At 69.2% G+C, this 18,120-nt stretch carries 16 protein-coding genes and 1 tRNA gene; 16 read left to right on the top strand and 1 reads right to left on the bottom strand.

Annotated elements, in window-relative coordinates; translation table 11 throughout:
- The first annotated feature begins 11 nt into the window (after positions 1–11).
- From ACIRD7_RS18390 to ACIRD7_RS18400, 3 genes are all read left to right on the top strand, one after another.
- Positions 12–461, top strand: a complete 450-nt coding sequence (locus ACIRD7_RS18390) for a hypothetical protein (protein WP_403454230.1) — start codon at positions 12–14, stop codon at positions 459–461.
- Positions 462–705: 244 nt separating this feature from the next.
- Positions 706–1,110, top strand: coding sequence for a hypothetical protein (locus tag ACIRD7_RS18395; RefSeq protein WP_403454231.1), 405 nt, complete (start codon positions 706–708; stop codon positions 1,108–1,110).
- 245 nt (positions 1,111–1,355) lie between these two features.
- Complete coding sequence (locus ACIRD7_RS18400) at positions 1,356–1,586, top strand: hypothetical protein (protein ID WP_403454233.1); 231 nt, start codon at positions 1,356–1,358, stop codon at positions 1,584–1,586.
- 371 nt (positions 1,587–1,957) lie between these two features.
- Here the strand turns inward: ACIRD7_RS18400 and ACIRD7_RS18405 are convergent.
- Positions 1,958–2,029, bottom strand: a tRNA-Arg gene (locus tag ACIRD7_RS18405).
- A gap of 102 nt (positions 2,030–2,131) precedes the next feature.
- On the opposite strand from ACIRD7_RS18405, the gene ACIRD7_RS18410 reads away from it, so the two are divergent.
- The 13 genes from ACIRD7_RS18410 (at position 2,132) to ACIRD7_RS18470 (ending at position 18,085) form a co-directional block, all read left to right on the top strand.
- Positions 2,132–2,704, top strand: coding sequence for a response regulator (locus ACIRD7_RS18410; protein ID WP_403455081.1), 573 nt, complete (start codon positions 2,132–2,134; stop codon positions 2,702–2,704).
- A 263-nt stretch (positions 2,705–2,967) separates the two neighbouring features.
- Entirely contained in the window at positions 2,968–4,053 is a 1,086-nt protein-coding gene (nrtL, locus tag ACIRD7_RS18415; RefSeq protein ID WP_403454236.1) for an ArgS-related anticodon-binding protein NrtL, read from the top strand.
- Between the two features lie 17 nt (positions 4,054–4,070).
- Positions 4,071–5,462, top strand: a complete 1,392-nt coding sequence (gene lysA / locus ACIRD7_RS18420) for a diaminopimelate decarboxylase (RefSeq protein ID WP_403454237.1) — start codon at positions 4,071–4,073, stop codon at positions 5,460–5,462.
- A gap of 193 nt (positions 5,463–5,655) precedes the next feature.
- Positions 5,656–6,954, top strand: a complete 1,299-nt coding sequence (locus ACIRD7_RS18425) for a homoserine dehydrogenase (protein ID WP_403455084.1) — start codon at positions 5,656–5,658, stop codon at positions 6,952–6,954.
- Between the two features lie 6 nt (positions 6,955–6,960).
- Positions 6,961–8,019 (top strand): threonine synthase, encoded by a 1,059-nt coding sequence (gene thrC / locus ACIRD7_RS18430; RefSeq protein WP_403454240.1) that lies wholly within the window; start codon positions 6,961–6,963, stop codon positions 8,017–8,019.
- Between the two features lie 336 nt (positions 8,020–8,355).
- Entirely contained in the window at positions 8,356–9,273 is a 918-nt protein-coding gene (thrB, locus tag ACIRD7_RS18435; protein WP_403454242.1) for a homoserine kinase, read from the top strand.
- Between the two features lie 408 nt (positions 9,274–9,681).
- A complete protein-coding gene (gene rho, locus ACIRD7_RS18440; protein WP_403454244.1) occupies positions 9,682–11,658 on the top strand; it encodes a transcription termination factor Rho in 1,977 nt (658 codons plus the stop codon).
- A gap of 157 nt (positions 11,659–11,815) precedes the next feature.
- Positions 11,816–13,564, top strand: a complete 1,749-nt coding sequence (locus ACIRD7_RS18445) for a trypsin-like serine protease (protein ID WP_403455087.1) — start codon at positions 11,816–11,818, stop codon at positions 13,562–13,564.
- A 206-nt stretch (positions 13,565–13,770) separates the two neighbouring features.
- Positions 13,771–14,907 carry an LCP family protein gene (locus ACIRD7_RS18450; RefSeq protein ID WP_403454246.1) on the top strand — a complete coding sequence of 379 codons (1,137 nt, stop codon included), beginning with the start codon at positions 13,771–13,773 and terminating at the stop codon, positions 14,905–14,907.
- 136 nt (positions 14,908–15,043) lie between these two features.
- On the top strand, positions 15,044–15,265 hold the full coding sequence (rpmE, locus tag ACIRD7_RS18455) for a 50S ribosomal protein L31 (protein ID WP_225099494.1): 222 nt from the start codon (positions 15,044–15,046) through the stop codon (positions 15,263–15,265).
- Positions 15,266–15,371: 106 nt separating this feature from the next.
- Positions 15,372–16,448, top strand: coding sequence for a peptide chain release factor 1 (prfA, locus tag ACIRD7_RS18460; RefSeq protein ID WP_403454250.1), 1,077 nt, complete (start codon positions 15,372–15,374; stop codon positions 16,446–16,448).
- A gap of 88 nt (positions 16,449–16,536) precedes the next feature.
- Entirely contained in the window at positions 16,537–17,376 is an 840-nt protein-coding gene (gene prmC, locus ACIRD7_RS18465; protein ID WP_031485835.1) for a peptide chain release factor N(5)-glutamine methyltransferase, read from the top strand.
- 61 nt (positions 17,377–17,437) lie between these two features.
- Positions 17,438–18,085, top strand: coding sequence for an L-threonylcarbamoyladenylate synthase (locus ACIRD7_RS18470; RefSeq protein ID WP_403454252.1), 648 nt, complete (start codon positions 17,438–17,440; stop codon positions 18,083–18,085).
- Positions 18,086–18,120: the final 35 nt, after the last annotated feature.

The following is an 18,120-nucleotide window of genomic DNA, read 5'->3' on the forward strand; positions in this document are numbered from 1 at the left end:
CCAAGGAAGGCTTGTCGATCCTCCTGACCCCCGACGGCCTGGAACACCACCGACGCGGCGAGGCGGCCCCCCTGCTCACCATGGAGTGGTCCCAGTTCCTGGAACTGAGGATGCGAGCGGCCTACCGCCAATGGCACACCACCCCGTTCGCAGGCTTCGCCGGCGCCTTCGCCCCCGGCGCCGACATGGGCCGCGACGGCTGCTCCCTCCAAGGCATCCGCCGCCACCCGTACGACCTCTGGTCCGCGCGCTACACCCACCACCAGAACCCCTACAAGGCCGGCCACGTCATCGTGCTGAAGGCCCTGTTCGACGAACTAACCGAAGCAAAAGCCCTACACCGCCTGGGCGACCCCGAATGGCTGAGCACGACGGTAGCCAAGCTGTCGACGTACACCTCCTGGTCCGCCCCAAAGGGCAACCGCTTCACCAAGGAGACCCTCGAGAACGTCGGAGTCTGAACACCCAGAAATCACCGCCTGGCGCTCAGGAACCTTGGCAGTCCGTCAACAAATCCCAGCCGCTTGGATTCCCTACCCATTTGCATCCACACAGATAATTACAAGCCCCTATAACACCGCCGCTTCGAATAAATGTCTGAGCTGCAGGCGCTCAAAAACGGATCGAAGGTCCCTATTTACCCGAAATGCTTGCCGTCGCCGATAGGTGGGAGCATGCTCTGCTCCATCAAGGGAGTTAGGGGGCGTGGGTGTGAGTCAAGATCCATTGAGCGGCGAGGGCCTGGATATAGGACTCCGCGGAATGGCCAGGGATGAACCTGGCGCGCGAATAGAGTTCGCCGTCGAGAAATCGGGCGACCCTGAGAACGTAGAATTCGCCCTGAACACCGTCGATGGAATCACCTGGTGGAAGTCCCTCAGCGTGATTATGCGCGTGGGCTGGGTGAACTCCGAAGTTCTACGAATGGAGACCAAAGACGCAGTCCACAACGCCGAGGGTTTCCTGCAACCATTCCAGATGCTGGAGTACGCCAGGATCGACCTATGGAAAGGCGGCTTCCTCGGATTCGGTGCATACGTACTCGGGTGGGACTTCAACTCCTGGGCCAACCGAGGGCGCCGTCTCGTCTTTACCTGGCAGGCGGATTAGCTTCAAGCACCTGTGACGGGCCGCCGGGCTCTCCGGCGGCCCATTACAACGGACGAGACAGGTCGTCCCTGGGCGCCCTCTGGGTCCGCTGACATTCGACGAGGCTGCTGTCGGCCGCCACCCCCTTACAGGTCTTCGTCGTCGACGGGTTCGGGTGGACAGCTGGCAGAACAGACACCGGAAGCCCCGGACTTGATCCGGGGCTTCCGTCGTGCTGCTGCGTTCCCTCGGTCACACTGCCCTCCGTGTATGACTACGTGGAGTACGCCAATTACGTGGCTGCCGAGATGAATCGCAACGGCTACGCGAGGCAGTGCCTGGCCCGCGGCGACGTGGACGAGCAACTTGTCACGGCTTTTGAAGCAGATTTGAACGCTGCGAGCGATGAGCGGCGCTTCAGCGCTTCTTTGAAGATCACCCTGGCATCTTGGCTCGCGAGCTCGCAGCGAACTGTCGTTGGGTTCTCCCCCAGGTGAGTCTTGGCGGCCGCTACGTGCCGGACTTCCTCGTTGCCCGCCTGGACAGTGGCGGAGTGCGCTGGCAGAACAGTCACCGGAAGCTATGTGAGGACTGCGATCTGCAAGGTTGGTCGCTCCGGTGATAGGGACCCGCGGCGCCCACTTGGTCTCGCAAGCCGGTGGCGGGGTGGGTTCGACCTTCCCACGAGGGCTCATCGACGCCGGAGAAGCCTGCGCCGACCTGCGGTGAAGTTCCTCGAGATCATTACGTCGACACTACGTGATCATTGGCAAACGGCTGCTTTCGGCGGCCTTCGCCTGCACATACGCGAAGACCCCGCACTCAGCGAACGCGCTGGTGGCGGGGTCTTTAGGCACCTCAGAAAGGGTGCCCCCGGCAGGATTCGAACCTGCGCACACGGCTCCGGAGGCCGTTGCTCTATCCCCTGAGCTACGGGGGCGTGTCGGGCGCCTTGCTTGGCGGCGACGGGTAGAACCCTACCAGCTTCGGTGGGGTGTTCATGAACGGGTTTACGGGGTGGTGGCACCCGGTGCGACCTGGGATGGCTCGCTCGCAGGGGGTGGAAGTCGGGAAAACCCGGACGCGGTGGCCGGTCCGGACCTACTCTCGAGTTGTGCCAGCCGCTTCCGGCCGGGTGCTTGTTGTGGACGACAACAAGGTCATCCGGCAGCTGATCAGGGTCAATCTCGAGCTGGAGGGGCTCGAGGTGGTGACCGCGGCCGATGGTGCCGAGTGTCTGGATGTCGTCCATCAGGTACGGCCGGATGTGATCACCCTCGATGTGGTCATGCCGAGGCTGGACGGGCTGCGCACGGCAGCGCGCCTCCGCTCCGATCCCCGTACCCGTGACCTTCCCCTCGCCATCATCAGCGCCTGCACCCAGTACGAGGTCGACAGTGGTCTCGACGTCGGTGTCGACGCCTTCCTCGCCAAGCCCTTCGAGCCCGCCGAACTCGTCAGCCTTGTACGTCAGTTGGTCGAGCGGCGGCGTAGCCGGGAGCGTGGGGACTATCGAGGGGGCGGCGGGGGGAGCGAGGGCCGGGGCGCGGACGCCGCCGCAGTCCTCGGGAGCTCCCTCGGCGCCGGCGACGCCGCCGGGCGCCACGGCACCTGAGCCCGGGCGGGACGGCTGCGGCAACTCGAGCGCCACGGCACCTGAGCCCGGGTGGGACGGCTGCGGCACCTCGGGCGGCACGGCAGCGACAGCTCGGGCAGGACAGCAGCACAGCTCGGGCGGGACAGCAGCGACCGTCCGTCGACCGGCACGGTCGGCGATCCGGTCAGCCTTCTGCGGGGACCACCCCACCCGTCCACATCCCGGGCCCCCACCCAAACCCATTCGCATACCCACCCCCTTCCTCCCATACGCTTGTCCCCGTGACCCCCGTCGAGCTCTCCCGTACCGTGCTGTGCGCGGTGCGTCGTGCTGTCGATGAGGGGGAGCTGCGGGTCGAGGTGCCGGAGAAGGCCGTGGTCGGGGCGCCGGGGCCCGGGGGCTGTGGTGACTACGCCACCAGCATCGCCCTGCAGCTCGCGCGGCCGGCCGGACGGCCGTCCCGGGACGTCGCCGAAGTTCTGCGGGCGCGGCTGCTCGGCGCCGACGGCGTCGCCGACGTCGTCGTCACCGGGCCCGGGTTTCTGAACATCAGCCTCGGTGCCGCCGCCTCCGCCTCGCTCGTCGAGGAGATCCTTCGGAGCGGGGCCCGGTACGGGCATGCCGCACCTGGCGCTCCCTCCGGGGAGGACTTCGTCTCGCTGTCCTGCCCCCGTGAGGTGCGCGCCGTCGTCACCATGGACGCCGTCGCGCGGATCCTGCGCTCGCAGGGCACCATCGTCCACACCCGCTGTGAGGCCGGGCCCCTTCCACCGGAGTGGCCGGAGTGGGTCGACGTCCTGCGCGTACGTCTCGGAACACCAGCCGTACGTCTCGACACGCCACCCCTGCCTCCCGACACACCTCCCATCCCCACCACCACCCTGCGCCCCGTCCCCGCCCCGACCACTCCCCTCCCCCTAGGCCCCGACGCAGCCCGCTGGGCCCTCCTGTACCCCGCCGGGCACGACCGGCCCCGGATCACCGGCGAGCATCTCGTCCAGCGTGAGAGCAACCCTCTCTTCCGTGTCCGTTACGCCCACGCCCGCACCCGGGCTCTCAGCCGTAACGCCGTCGACCTGGGGTTCGGCGCCGAGCCGGGGGACGTGCGGCATGACGTCGTCGGCCTGCTCGCCGATCACCCCCGCGTCCTCGCCCAGGCGGGTGCCCACCGTGCGCCCGACCGTCTCGCACGGCACCTCGTCACCGTCGCCGATGCCGTTCTCCCGCTTCTGCCCGCCGTCCTGCCGCGTGGTGCGGAGAAACCCTCGGCCGCCCACCGTGCCCGGCTCGCGCTCGCCGAAGCCGCCGGGGCGGTGCTGGCCGGTGGCCTGACCCTGCTCGGCATCGACGCACCCGAACATCTCTGAGAGAGCCCACGACAGTCATGAGCCGTTCCGCACATCCCGCCGGGCCCCGCCACGCCGACGTCCTGCCCGAGGGCCACTACTCCGGCCCGCCGACCGACCTCAACGCCCTCGACGCGAAGGTGTGGGCGCAGACCGTCGGCCGGGACGCCGACGGTGTGGTCACCGTCGGCGGGGTCGACGTGAAGACCCTCGCCGAGCAGCACGGCACTCCCGCCTACATCGTCGACGAGGCCGACTTCAGGGCCCGGGCGCGGGCCTGGCGCACCGCCTTCGGGCACGACGCCGACGTCTTCTACGCCGGCAAGGCGTTCCTCTCCCGCGCCGTCGTGCGGTGGCTGCACGAGGAGGGGCTCAACCTCGACGTCTGCTCGGGCGGCGAGCTCGCCACCGCCCTGTCCGCCGGTATGCCCGCGGACCGCATCGCCTTCCACGGCAACAACAAGTCGCCACAGGAGATCCGCCGCGCCATCGAGGCCGGCGTCGGGCGGATCGTTCTGGACTCCTTCCAGGAGATCGTCCGCGTCGCGCACATCGCCCAGGAGCTCGGCAAGCGGCAGCGGGTCCAGATCCGTATCACCGTCGGCGTGGAAGCTCATACGCACGAGTTCATCGCCACCGCCCATGAAGACCAGAAGTTCGGCATTCCGCTTGCCGGGGGGCAGGCCGCGGAGGCCGTGCGGCGGGCGCTGAAGCTCGACGGGCTCGAACTGATCGGGATCCACAGTCACATCGGGTCGCAGATCTTCGACATGTCCGGCTTCGAGGTCGCCGCGCACCGTGTGGTCGGGCTGCTCAAGGACATTCGTGACGAGCACGGTGTCGAGCTGCCCGAGATCGACCTCGGCGGCGGCCTCGGCATCGCCTACACCAGTGACGACGACCCCCGTGAGCCGCACGAGATCGCCAAGGCGCTCACCGAGATCGTCACCCGGGAGTGCGAGTCCGCCAAGCTACGCACGCCGCGCATCTCCGTCGAGCCGGGGCGCGCCATCGTCGGGCCGACCGCCTTCACGCTCTACGAGGTCGGCACCATCAAGCCGCTGGACAACCTGCGCACCTACGTCTCCGTCGACGGCGGCATGTCCGACAACATCCGGACGGCGTTGTACGACGCGGAGTACAGCGTCGCCCTGGTGTCCCGGACCAGCGACGCCGAGCCCATGCTCGCCCGCGTCGTCGGCAAGCACTGCGAGAGCGGCGACATCGTCGTGAAGGACGCGTTCCTGCCGGCCGACCTGGCACCGGGTGACCTGATCGCCGTACCGGCGACGGGTGCGTACTGCCGGTCCATGGCCAGCAACTACAACCATGTGCTCCGGCCGCCGGTCGTCGCCGTGCACGACGGTGAGTCCCGGGTGATCGTCCGCCGGGAGACGGAGGAGGACCTCCTGCGTCTCGACGTCGGATAACCCCGAGAAACCCGGATATCCCCGGGAAAGAAGGGGGTGGAAGATCTCCTGGAAGATTCCCTGGAAGATCTCCTGTCTTCCACCCCGGTACAAATGAAATAGATGTCTCACGATCCGGACGAAGGGCAGAAACTCCCGTCCGGTGAGTGAGACTGGTGCAACCGTAGACGGTGAGAGGAAACGAGGTCGGATGATGCGTACGCGTCCGCTGAAGGTGGCGCTGCTGGGCTGTGGAGTGGTCGGCTCAGAGGTGGCGCGCATCATGACGACGCACGCCGACGACCTCGCCGCCAGGATCGGCGCCCCCGTGGAGCTCGCGGGCGTGGCCGTACGGCGGCCTTCCAAGGTCCGTGAGGGCATCGACCCCGCGCTCATCACCACCGACGCCACCGCCCTGGTCAAACGCGGCGACATCGACGTCGTGGTGGAGGTCATCGGGGGCATCGAGCCCGCCCGCACCCTCATCACCACCGCCTTCGAGCACGGCGCCTCCGTCGTCTCCGCCAACAAGGCGCTCCTCGCCCAGGACGGCGCCGCCCTGCACGCGGCGGCGGAAGCCAACAGCAAGGACCTCTACTACGAGGCCGCCGTCGCCGGCGCCATCCCGCTGATCCGGCCGCTGCGCGAGTCCCTCGCCGGCGACAAGGTGAACCGTGTGCTCGGCATCGTCAACGGCACCACGAACTTCATCCTCGACAAGATGGACTCGACCGGCGCCGGGTATCAGGAGGCCCTCGACGAGGCCACCGCCCTGGGGTACGCCGAGGCCGACCCCACCGCCGACGTCGAGGGGTTCGACGCCGCCGCCAAGGCCGCCATCCTCGCCGGGATCGCCTTCCACACGCGCGTGCGCCTCGACGACGTCTACCGCGAGGGCATGGCCGAGGTGACCGCGGCCGACTTCGCCTCCGCCAAGGAGATGGGCTGCACCATCAAGCTGCTCGCCATCTGCGAGCGGGCCTCGGACGGCCGGTCGGTCACCGCGCGCGTGCATCCCGCCATGATCCCGCTGACCCATCCGCTCGCCTCCGTGCGCGGCGCCTACAACGCCGTGTTCGTGGAGTCCGACGCCTCCGGGCAGCTCATGTTCTACGGCCCGGGAGCGGGCGGTTCGCCGACCGCCTCGGCCGTGCTCGGCGACCTCGTCGCCGTCTGCCGCAACCGGCTCAGCGGGGCAACGGGGCCCGGCGAGTCGGCGTACGCCGCCCTGCCCGTCTCGCCGATGGGCGACGTCGTCACGCGCTATCACATCAGCCTCGACGTCGCCGACAAACCGGGCGTTCTCGCCCAGGTGGCCACCGTGTTCGCCGAGCACGGTGTCTCGATCGATACGGTGCGGCAGCAAGGGCGACAAGACGGCGTCGGCGAGGCCTCCCTCGTCGTCGTCACCCACCGCGCGTCCGACGCGGCCCTCGGCGGGACCGTGGAGGCCTTGCGCAAGCTCGACACCGTGCGGGGTGTCGCCAGCATCATGCGGGTTGAAGGAGAGTAACCAGCAATGACCCACCAGTGGCGCGGAATCATCGAGGAGTACCGGGACCGGCTGCCCGTCTCCGACACCACGCCGGTCGTGACGCTCCGCGAGGGCGGCACGCCCCTCGTGCCCGCGCAGGTGCTCTCCGAGCGCACGGGCTGCGAGGTCCACCTCAAGGTGGAAGGTGCCAACCCCACCGGGTCCTTCAAGGACCGCGGCATGACCATGGCCATCAGCAAGGCCAAGGAGGAGGGGGCGAAGGCGGTCATCTGCGCCTCCACCGGCAACACCTCCGCCTCGGCCGCCGCCTACGGCGTGCGCGCGGGAATGGTTTCGGCCGTTCTCGTCCCGCAGGGCAAGATCGCGCTCGGCAAGATGGGCCAGGCCCTCGTGCACGGCGCGAAGATCCTCCAGGTCGACGGAAACTTCGACGACTGCCTCACGCTCGCCCGCGACCTGAGCGACAACTACCCGGTGGCGCTGGTCAATTCGGTCAACCCGGTGCGGATCGAGGGGCAGAAGACGGCCGCCTTCGAGATCGTGGACATGCTGGGCGACGCCCCCGACATCCACGTCCTTCCGGTGGGCAACGCGGGCAACATCACCGCGTACTGGAAGGGGTACAAGGAGTACGCCGCCGACGGTGTCTCGAAGCGGACCCCGCGCATGTGGGGCTTCCAGGCCTCCGGCTCGGCGCCGATCGTGCGCGGCGAGGTGGTCAAGGACCCCTCGACCATCGCCACCGCGATCCGCATCGGCAACCCGGCCTCCTGGAACTACGCGCTGGCGGCCCGGGACGAGTCCGGCGGGTTCATCGACGAGGTGACGGACCGTGAAATCCTGCGCGCCTACCGGCTGTTGGCCGCGCAGGAGGGCGTCTTCGTGGAGCCCGCGTCCGCCGCGTCCGTCGCCGGTCTGCTGAAGGCCGCCGAGCAGGGCCTGGTCGACCCGGGCCAGCGGATCGTCTGCACGGTCACCGGCAACGGCCTCAAGGACCCCGACTGGGCCGTCGCCGGCGCCCCGCAGCCCGTGACCGTCCCGGTCGACGCGGCGACGGCGGCCGAGCGGCTCGGACTGGCGTAGACGGCGGCACACCCCGTCGTAGCGGCGGCACGCCCGTCGTACCGGCGCCGCACCCCGTCGTACGGGACTCGCGTCCGCGAGTACGAGGCGCTTACCTGGGGAATTTCCCTACAGGGGGTGCACAGGGGGCATACGACACGCATCGTGCGCCTCCTGTGCGCCCTATGTCGCCACAGAACCTACCTTCGATAGGCTGTAGTGAACCCGCCCGCCGCATATGCCTCCGCATGGGGTGCGGTGCCGCGCAGTCTCCGCGGCCCGGAAGCGGCCCCAGGGATTTCCGTACCTCATCGAATGTCTTCGACAATCACGCAGCTCAAGGAGAGTCATCGAGCGATGGCCGGTCCAGCCTTCCGCGCCGCCGCCGTCCGGGTGCGCGTCCCCGCCACCAGCGCCAACCTCGGCCCGGGCTTCGACGCCCTGGGTCTGTCGCTGGGGCTCTACGACGACGTCGTCGTCCGGGTGGCCGACTCAGGGCTGCACATCGACATCGCGGGCGAGGGCAGCGAGACGCTGCCGCGTGACGAAAAGCACCTTCTCGTACGCTCCTTGCGCACCGCCTTCGATCTGCTCGGCGGGCAGCCGCGCGGCCTGGAGATCGTCTGCGCCAACCGCATCCCGCACGGCCGTGGCCTCGGCTCCTCCTCGGCCGCCATCTGTGCCGGCATCGTCGCCGCACGTGCCGTGACCATAGGCGGCGAGGCCAGGCTCGACGACACCGCGCTGCTGGAGCTCGCCACCGAGATCGAGGGCCACCCCGACAACGTCGCGGCCTGTCTGCTCGGCGGGTTCACCCTGTCCTGGATGGAGGCCGGCGCCGCGCGGGCCATCAGGATGGAGCCCGACGATTCCATCGTTCCGGTGGTTTTCGTGCCCGGTAAGCCGGTCCTGACGGAGACCGCGCGCGGACTGCTCCCGCGCACCGTCCCGCATGTCGACGCCGCCACCAACGCGGGCCGTGCCGCCCTGCTCGTCGAGGCCCTGACCAGGCGCCCCGAGCTGCTGCTGCCCGCCACCGAGGACCGTCTCCACCAGGAGTACCGCGCTCCCGCCATGCCGGAGAGCGCGGCGCTGGTGGAGCGGCTTCGCGCCGACGGCGTCCCGGCGGTCATCTCGGGCGCCGGACCCACCGTGCTCGCACTGGCGGATGCCGACAGTGCCGACAAGGTCGCCCATCTGGCAGGCGAGGGGTGGGCCGCGAACCGGCTCGACCTCGACGCCCGGGGAGCGAGCGTGCTGCCGCTTGCGCCCTGACACACGGTTGCCGGATTTCGAGAGGGGGAATGTTTGTTGGATCCGGTAGTGTTAACCTCAAGTCTGCACCCGACCCCACCATGGCGAGGTGCTTCGTGTCCCAGTCCGGGACAGACATTCTTCCGGGAGCCTCCCAAGCCGCACTGTGTTCCGTACGACGTACGCGGGCAGTACCTCGTACGCGGGCGCTGAGCGACTTGCCGGGCACGCTCCGGAACCGGCGCGACCGAGCCGTGTGACACCGACACTCAGTGCCACAGCTCTGGGAACCGCCATCACCAGATATCTCTCCGCCGTTTTGGGCGGACCACCGCCCCGGCGCGGTCCACACACCAAGGACCTAAGCCGGACAGCACAACCGGTCGCCGAGCCAGACAGGCCGACGTCCGCTCCAGGGAAGGACCCTTCGTGAGCGACACCACCGATCTGATGGGCGCACGTGTCGAGGAGACCGCTGCCGCGCCCGCCACGGACGCCTCCGCGCCTGCCAGCGGTGCCGGCTCCCGGCGGCGCCGCGGTACCGGCCTCGAGGGCATGGTGCTGGCCGAGCTTCAGCAGGTCGCATCCGGCCTCGGCATCAGGGGCACGGCGCGCATGCGCAAGAGCCAGCTGATCGAGGTCATCAAGGAGGCGCAGGCCGGGGGAGGTGCCGCGGCTCCCAAGGCGGAGGCGGCCACCGAGACCAAGCCCAAGCGCCGCGCCACCTCCAAGGCCCGCACCGGCGACGACGCCGACAAGAAGGCGGAGAAGGTGGCTGAGGCCCCCGCCGAGAAGGCCGTGGCCCAGCAGCAGATCGAGATTCCCGGCCAGCCCGCCAGCGAGGACGCGCCGGCCGAGCGCCGCCGTCGCCGCGCCACCGCCGACGCGGGTGCCCCCGCGGCCGCCCCCGAGACGGTCGCCGCCGAGGCCAAGAGCGAGCCGAAGGCCGAGACGCCAGCGCAGTCGCAGGGCCAGCAGGGCGACGCCAAGAGCGACGCCGACGGCGGCGAGGGCCGTCGTCGTGACCGCCGTGACCGCGGCCGCGACCGTGACCGCGGTGACCGTCGCAAGGGCGACGACCAGCAGGGTGGTCAGCGCGGTCAGCAGCAGAACCAGCAGCAGGGCGGCGGCCGTCAGGACCGTGGCCAGCAGCAGGACGACGACGACTTCGAGGGCGGCCGTCGTGGCCGTCGCGGGCGTTACCGCGACCGTCGTGGCCGTCGCGGCCGTGACGACATGGCCTCGGAGCCGCAGATCAACGAGGACGACGTCCTGATCCCGGTCGCGGGCATCCTGGACATCCTCGACAACTACGCCTTCATCCGGACCTCCGGCTACCTGCCGGGTCCGAACGACGTGTACGTCTCCCTCGCCCAGGTCCGCAAGAACGGCCTGCGCAAGGGTGACCACATCACCGGTGCGGTCCGTCAGCCGAAGGAGGGCGAGCGCCGCGAGAAGTTCAACGCGCTGGTCCGCCTCGACTCCGTCAACGGCATGGCGCCCGAACACGGCCGCGGCCGCCCGGAGTTCAACAAGCTCACCCCGCTGTACCCGCAGGACCGGCTCCGTCTGGAGACCGACCCGGGCGTGCTGACCACCCGCATCATCGACCTCGTGTCGCCGATCGGTAAGGGCCAGCGCGGTCTGATCGTGGCCCCGCCGAAGACCGGTAAGACCATGATCATGCAGGCGATCGCCAACGCGATCACGCACAACAACCCCGAGTGCCACCTGATGGTCGTCCTGGTCGACGAGCGTCCGGAAGAGGTCACCGACATGCAGCGGTCGGTCAAGGGCGAGGTCATCTCCTCGACCTTCGACCGCCCGGCCGAGGACCACACCACGGTCGCCGAGCTCGCCATCGAGCGCGCCAAGCGTCTGGTGGAGCTGGGTCACGACGTCGTCGTGCTGCTCGACTCGATCACGCGTCTGGGCCGTGCGTACAACCTCGCCGCCCCGGCCTCCGGCCGCATCCTGTCCGGTGGTGTCGACTCGACCGCCCTGTACCCGCCGAAGCGCTTCTTCGGTGCGGCCCGCAACATCGAGGACGGCGGCTCGCTGACCATCCTCGCCACCGCCCTGGTGGACACCGGGTCCCGCATGGACGAGGTGATCTTCGAGGAGTTCAAGGGCACCGGCAACATGGAGCTCAAGCTCGACCGCAAGCTCGCCGACAAGCGCATCTTCCCGGCGGTGGACGTGGACGCGTCCGGTACCCGTAAGGAAGAGATCCTGCTCGGCAACGAGGAGCTCGCGGTGGTCTGGAAGCTGCGCCGGGTGCTGCACGCGCTCGACCAGCAGCAGGCGATCGAGCTGCTGCTCGACAAGATGAAGCAGACGAAGTCGAACGTCGAGTTCCTGATGCAGATTCAGAAGACGACGCCGACGCCCGGCAACGGAGACTGATCGGACACGATCCGAAAAGGCCGCCCCCCGTCAGAGAGTGACGGGGGGCGGCCTTTTGGCGCTGAGAGGAACGGACGCATCTGTGCGTCCCTTCCGACTCAAGTGTCTCTGGGGGGACTTCTTGACCACCACCACGTCCGGCCGTCACAGACGCCGGATTCGTTTCGGGCTGCCCGTGGCCGCCGCCGGTGTCGCCGCGGCCGTCGCCGCCGCGCTGCTGACCTCGTCCGCGGGGGCCGCGACCGCGCTGCCCGAGCCCACCGTGAAGCCCACCACCAGCTCGGTCCCGGTCGCCGAGCTGGAGCGGCGCGTCGCGGGTGCCGCCGCCGGTGACGACACCGCGGGGGAGACGGCGAAGAAGTCGTCGTACAGCGCCGGTGACTCCACCACGGGCGCCATGGTCATCGGCGGCACCACGACCAGCATCACCTCCGCGCCCTGGATGGCGCAGCTCTGGTACTACGACGACCAGGGCACCGCCGACGAGGGCGACGACCTCGGCTTCTTCTGCGGCGGCGCCGTCGTCGCGCCGACGAAGATCCTCACCGCCGCGCACTGCGTCAAGGGCTACGACTGGGCCAACTACGGCGCCGTCGTCACCGGTACCGCCCAGCTGGCGTCCGACAGCGTCCCGAGCGACGCCACCGTCTCGGCGCCGTACCGCCAGTGGTACCACCCGTCGTACAACGCGACGACGATCGACAACGACATCGCCGTCATCACCCTGGCGGGCCCGGTCAAGGCGACGCCGATCCGCATGACGACCTCCGGTGACACCGCCTCGTACGCCGCCGGCACGAACGCCAAGGTCTACGGCTGGGGCCGGACCAGCTCCACCAGCGAGGACATCTCCCCGACGCTGAAGTCGGCCACGCTGCCCATCCAGTCCGACAGCACCTGCACGGGCTACTACGGCGCCGAGTTCGTCAAGGGCCACATGGTCTGCGCGGGCAAGCCGGCCACCGGCAGCGACACCGGCACCGTCTCCGCCTGCAACGGCGACTCCGGCGGGCCGCTCGTCGTGAACGGCCGCATCGTCGGCGTCGTCTCCTGGGGTGTCCAGAACTGTGTCGCCCAGGGCGCCTACAGCGTCTTCGCGAAGGTCGCCTCGTACGTCGGCGCCGCCTACCCGCGCCTCGACGACACCAACATCAACGGTGACCACCGGGGCGACCTGTGGCTGCGCAACGCCTCCACGAAGACCGGCTACTCGAAGAACTCCAACGGCACGTCGTTCGCGGCCCGCGAGTCCTGGGGCGACTGGAGCGGGGTCAACCTCGTCCTGCAGACCGACCTCGACCGCGACGGCTACCAGGACCTGGTGTACCGGCGCAGCTCCGACGGGGCGATGTTCTGGGCGCACTTCGTGCCGGCCACCGAGTCGTGGGCGACCAAGACCATGTTCAGCAACTGGAAGAGCCGCACCCGGATCGTCGCCCCCGGTGACGTCAGCGGCGACTACGTGCCCGACCTGCTGTCCGTGGACTCCGCGGGCGCGCTGTGGATCTACCCGGGCAAGGGCAACGGCACCTTCGCCACCCCGGTGAAGTCCGGCACGGGCTTCAACGCGTACAACTCCCTGCGCGGCCACGGCGACTTCACCGGCGACGGCAAGACCGACCTGATCGCGCGCAGCTCCTCCGGCGGCTACATCTACCTGTTCAAGGGCACCGGCAAGACCGGCACGGGCGCCTTCAGCACCCGTATCAAGGTGCGCACCTGGGCGACCTACACCGGCTTCGACGCGGTCGGTGACGTCACCGGCGACGGCAAGGCCGACTTCCTGGCCCGCAACTCCTCCGGCACGCTCTACCTGTACCCGGGCACCGGAAAGGCCACGAGCGAGATCTTTGCCACACCGAAGTCCGTCGGTACCGACTTCAAGCAGTACGACATCTTCGGCTGAAATCGCAGGTGGGACCGGCTCGCCGGGAACGCCGAACACGCACGGTGCCCATCGCCTCGCAGGCGGTGGGCACCGTCCGTTGTGCAACCCTTTCCCGGGTTTCCCCGTCTGACCGGACGGGTGACGATGGTGCGGTAAGGGCCTTTTGCGCCATGCCTGACCCTGACAACAGGGGGTAACCGACCGGACGAGAACCGAGGAGCAGAGTGTCCGCCGAGAGCACGCCAGAGCCCGGCATACCGGGCGACAACGGGACCAACGGCCCACGCCACCGCGGCAAGGGCCGTCGCCGCAAGCCCCGCGAGAAGCGAAAGAGCCTGCGGATCATGGCCTGGACGGCCGCCGGGATCGTGGTCCTCGGCGGGACCGGCGCCGGCTACCTGTACTTCAAGCTCAACGGCAACCTCAAGAGCGTCGACATCGACCAGGCCCTCGGCACCGACCGGCCGCAGAAGGTCGACAACGGCTCGGAGAACATCCTCGTCCTCGGCTCCGACACCCGCTCCGGCGGCAACAAGAAGCTCGGCGGCGGGACCGACGACGGCAGCGCCCGCTCGGACACGGCGATGATCCTGCACGTCTACGAGGGCCACAAGAAGGCCAGTGTGGTCTCCGTCCCGCGGGACACGCTGATCGACCGCCCCCAGTGCACCGACACCGACGGCGAGACCCACGACGCCGCGTCCGACGTGATGTTCAACGAGGCGTACTCCACGGGCGGGGCCGCCTGCACGGTGAAGACCGTCGAGTCCCTCACCGGCATCCGCATGGACCACTATCTGGAGGTCGACTTCTCCGGCTTCCAGAAGCTGATCGACGAGCTCGGCGGTGTCGAGGTCACCACGACCAAGGACATCAAGGACCCCGACAGCCACCTCGATCTCAAGGCCGGCACGCACCAGCTCGACGGCAAGCAGGCCCTCGGTCTGGTCCGCACCCGGCACGGCGTCGGCGACGGCTCCGACCTCGGCCGCATCCAGCTCCAGCAGGCGTTCATCAAGGCGCTGCTGGAGCAGGTCAAGGAAATCAACCTGTTCGGCAACCCCAAGCGGCTGTACGACCTGGCCAACACCGCCACCAAGACGGTCACCACCGACTCCGACCTCGGCTCGGTCAACAAGCTCATGTCCTTCACCAACGGCCTCAAGGGCATCAGCTCCAAGAACATGTCCATGGTCACGATGCCGGTCCAGTACGACCCGGCGGACCCGAACCGGGTGATCGTGGCCGAGGCGAAGGCCAAGCAGGTCTGGGCCGCTCTGAAGGCCGACGAACCGATCCCGAAGAGCGCCACCGAAGGCACGGCGAAGGGCGATGCCAACGGCGTCGTCAACGCCGGCTAGCCCGCCGGGAACAAATGACGGCAACCCCCGGTTTTGGGGGATGGCCCCAGTCCTGGCAGACTGGTACGTCGGCTCCGGTTCACGCTCCCGTATCCCGCGGCGGCGACCCGGCGCCCTCCCGAAACTAGGAGACACCTTGAAGCGCGAGATCCACCCCGAGTACGTCGAGACGCAGGTCAGCTGCACCTGTGGCGCCTCGTTCACCACCCGTAGCACGATCACCAGCGGCACCATCCGTGCCGAGGTCTGCTCCGAGTGCCACCCGTTCTACACGGGCAAGCAGAAGATCCTCGACACCGGTGGCCGTGTGGCCCGCTTCGAGGCCCGCTTCGGCAAGGCTGCCGGCTCCAAGAAGTAGCGAGCTCCAATTCGCCGGTCCACGGCCGCGCCCTGTATCAGGCGCGCCGGGACCGGCGTTTTTGGTCGCCCGCCCTTCCCACCCGTACGCATTTCAGGAGCCCAAGATGTTCGAGGCCGTCGACGAACTGGTCACTGAGCACGCCGACCTGGAGAAGAAGCTCGCCGACCCGTCGGTCTTCGCCGACCAGGCGAACGCGCGCAAGCTGAACAAGCGCTACGCCGAGCTCACCCCGATCGTCGCCACGTACCGCTCCTGGAAGCAGACCGGCGACGACATCGAGACGGCCCGTGAACTGGCCGCCGACGACCCCGACTTCGCCGCCGAGGTCAAGGAGCTGGACCGCCAGCGCGAGGAGCTGACGGAGAAGCTGCGCCTGCTGCTCGTCCCGCGTGACCCCAGCGACGACAAGGACGTGATCCTTGAGATCAAGGCGGGCGCGGGCGGCGACGAGTCGGCGCTGTTCGCCGGCGACCTGCTGCGCATGTACCTGCGCTACGCCGAGCGCGTCGGCTGGAAGACCGAGATCATCGACGCCACCGAGTCCGAGCTGGGCGGCTACAAGGACGTCCAGGTCGCCGTGAAGACCAAGGGCGGCCAGGGCGCCACCGAGCCCGGTCAGGGCGTGTGGGCGCGGCTGAAGTACGAGGGCGGTGTGCACCGCGTGCAGCGGGTGCCGGCGACCGAGTCCCAGGGCCGTATCCACACCTCCGCGGCCGGTGTGCTGGTCACGCCCGAGGCCGAGGAGATCGACGTCGAGATCAACCCGAACGACCTGCGCATCGACGTCTACCGGTCGTCCGGCCCGGGCGGTCAGTCCGTCAACACCACCGACTCCGCCGTGCGCATCACGCACATTCCGACCGGAGTCGTCGCTTCCTGCCAGAACGAGAAGAGCCAGCTGCAGAACAAGGAGCAGGCGATGCGTATCCTGCGCTCCAGGCTGCTCGCCGCGGCGCAGGAGGAGGCCGAGAAGGAGGCCGCCGACGCCCGCCGCAGCCAGGTCCGCACCGTCGACCGCTCCGAGAAGATCCGCACCTACAACTTCCCGGAGAATCGCATCTCGGACCACCGCGTCGGCTTCAAGGCGTACAACCTGGACCAGGTCCTGGACGGCGACCTCGACGCGGTGATCCAGGCCTGTGTGGACGCGGACTCGGCGGCGAAGCTGGCGGCCGCGTAACGACGTAGGGACGTACGCACGTACGAGTACGACACGGAGGACTTGCGTGCAGCAATTCACCGGGGGGCGAACCCCGAGCCCCCGCAGCGTGCTGCTCGCGGAGGTGGCCCAGGCCACCCAGCGGCTGGCGGACGCCGGCGTGCCCTCGCCGCGCACCGACGCGGAGGAGCTCGCCGCGTTCGTGCACGGCGTGAAGCGGGGCGAGCTGCACTCCGTGAAGGACGCGGACTTCGACGCCCGCTACTGGGAGGTCATCGCCCGCCGTGAGCAGCGCGAGCCGCTCCAGCACATCACCGGGCGGGCGTACTTCCGCTACCTCGAACTCCAAGTCGGGCCCGGGGTGTTCGTGCCCCGCCCCGAGACCGAGTCGGTAGTCGGCTGGGCCATAGACGCCGTACGCGCGATGGACGTCGTCGAGCCGTGCATCGTCGACCTGTGCACCGGCTCCGGCGCGATCGCGCTCGCGCTCGCCCAGGAGGTCCCGCGCTCGCGCGTGCACGCCGTGGAGCTGTCCGAGGACGCCCTGCAGTGGACGCGCAAGAACGTGGAGGGGTCCAGGGTCGACCTGCGGCAGGGCAACGCCCTGGACGCCTTCCCCGACCTCGACGGCCAGGTCGACCTGGTCATCTCCAACCCGCCCTACATCCCGCTCACCGAATGGGAGTACGTGGCTCCCGAGGCGCGGGACTACGATCCCGAACTCGCCCTGTTCTCGGGGGAGGACGGCCTCGACCTCATCCGCGGCCTGGAGCGGACGGCACACCGTCTGCTGCGCCCGGGCGGCGTCGTCGTCATCGAGCACGCCGACACCCAGGGCGGGCAGGTGCCGTGGATCTTCACCGAGGAGCGGGGCTGGGCCGACGCGGCCGACCACCCCGACCTCAACAACCGCCCCAGGTTCGCGACCGCCCGCAAGGCGCTGCCGTGAACGCCCCCCTGACTCTTTCCCGGAAGCACGTGTACTTCGTGTACGAGGAGGCCCGCTAGATATGGCACGGCGATACGACACCAACGACGCGACCGACCGCACGACCGGTCTGCGTGAGGCCGCGTCCGCCGTCCGCCGTGGCGAGCTCGTGGTCCTCCCGACCGACACGGTGTACGGCATCGGCGCCGACGCTTTCTCCAAGGAGGCCGTCGGCGATCTGCTGGAGGCCAAGGGCCGGGGCCGCAACATGCCCACCCCTGTGCTGATCGGCTCCCCGAACACGCTCCACGGTCTCGTCACCGACTTCTCCGAGCTGGCCTGGGAGCTGGTCGACGCATTCTGGCCGGGCGCGCTCACGCTCGTCGCCAAGCACCAGCCGTCGCTGCAGTGGGACCTGGGGGACACCCGGGGCACGGTTGCCGTGCGCATGCCACTGCACCCGGTCGCGATCGAGCTGCTCACCGAGGTCGGCCCGATGGCCGTGTCCTCGGCGAACCTCACGGGGCACCCGGCGCCCGAGGACTGCGACGCCGCGCAGGAGATGCTCGGCGACTCGGTGTCGGTCTACCTGGACGGCGGCCCGACCCCCGGCAACGTCCCGTCGTCCATCGTCGACGTCACGGGCGAAGTGCCCCTCCTCCTGCGCGCGGGCGCCCTGTCGGCGGAGGACCTGCGGAAGGTCGTACCCGACCTCGAGGTGGCCAATTGACAGCCCCTGACTCCCCCAAGCTCTCGGCTGCGCTC

It is taken from the genome of Streptomyces sp. NPDC093568, assembly GCF_044764945.1.
Lineage (GTDB): Bacteria > Actinomycetota > Actinomycetes > Streptomycetales > Streptomycetaceae > Streptomyces.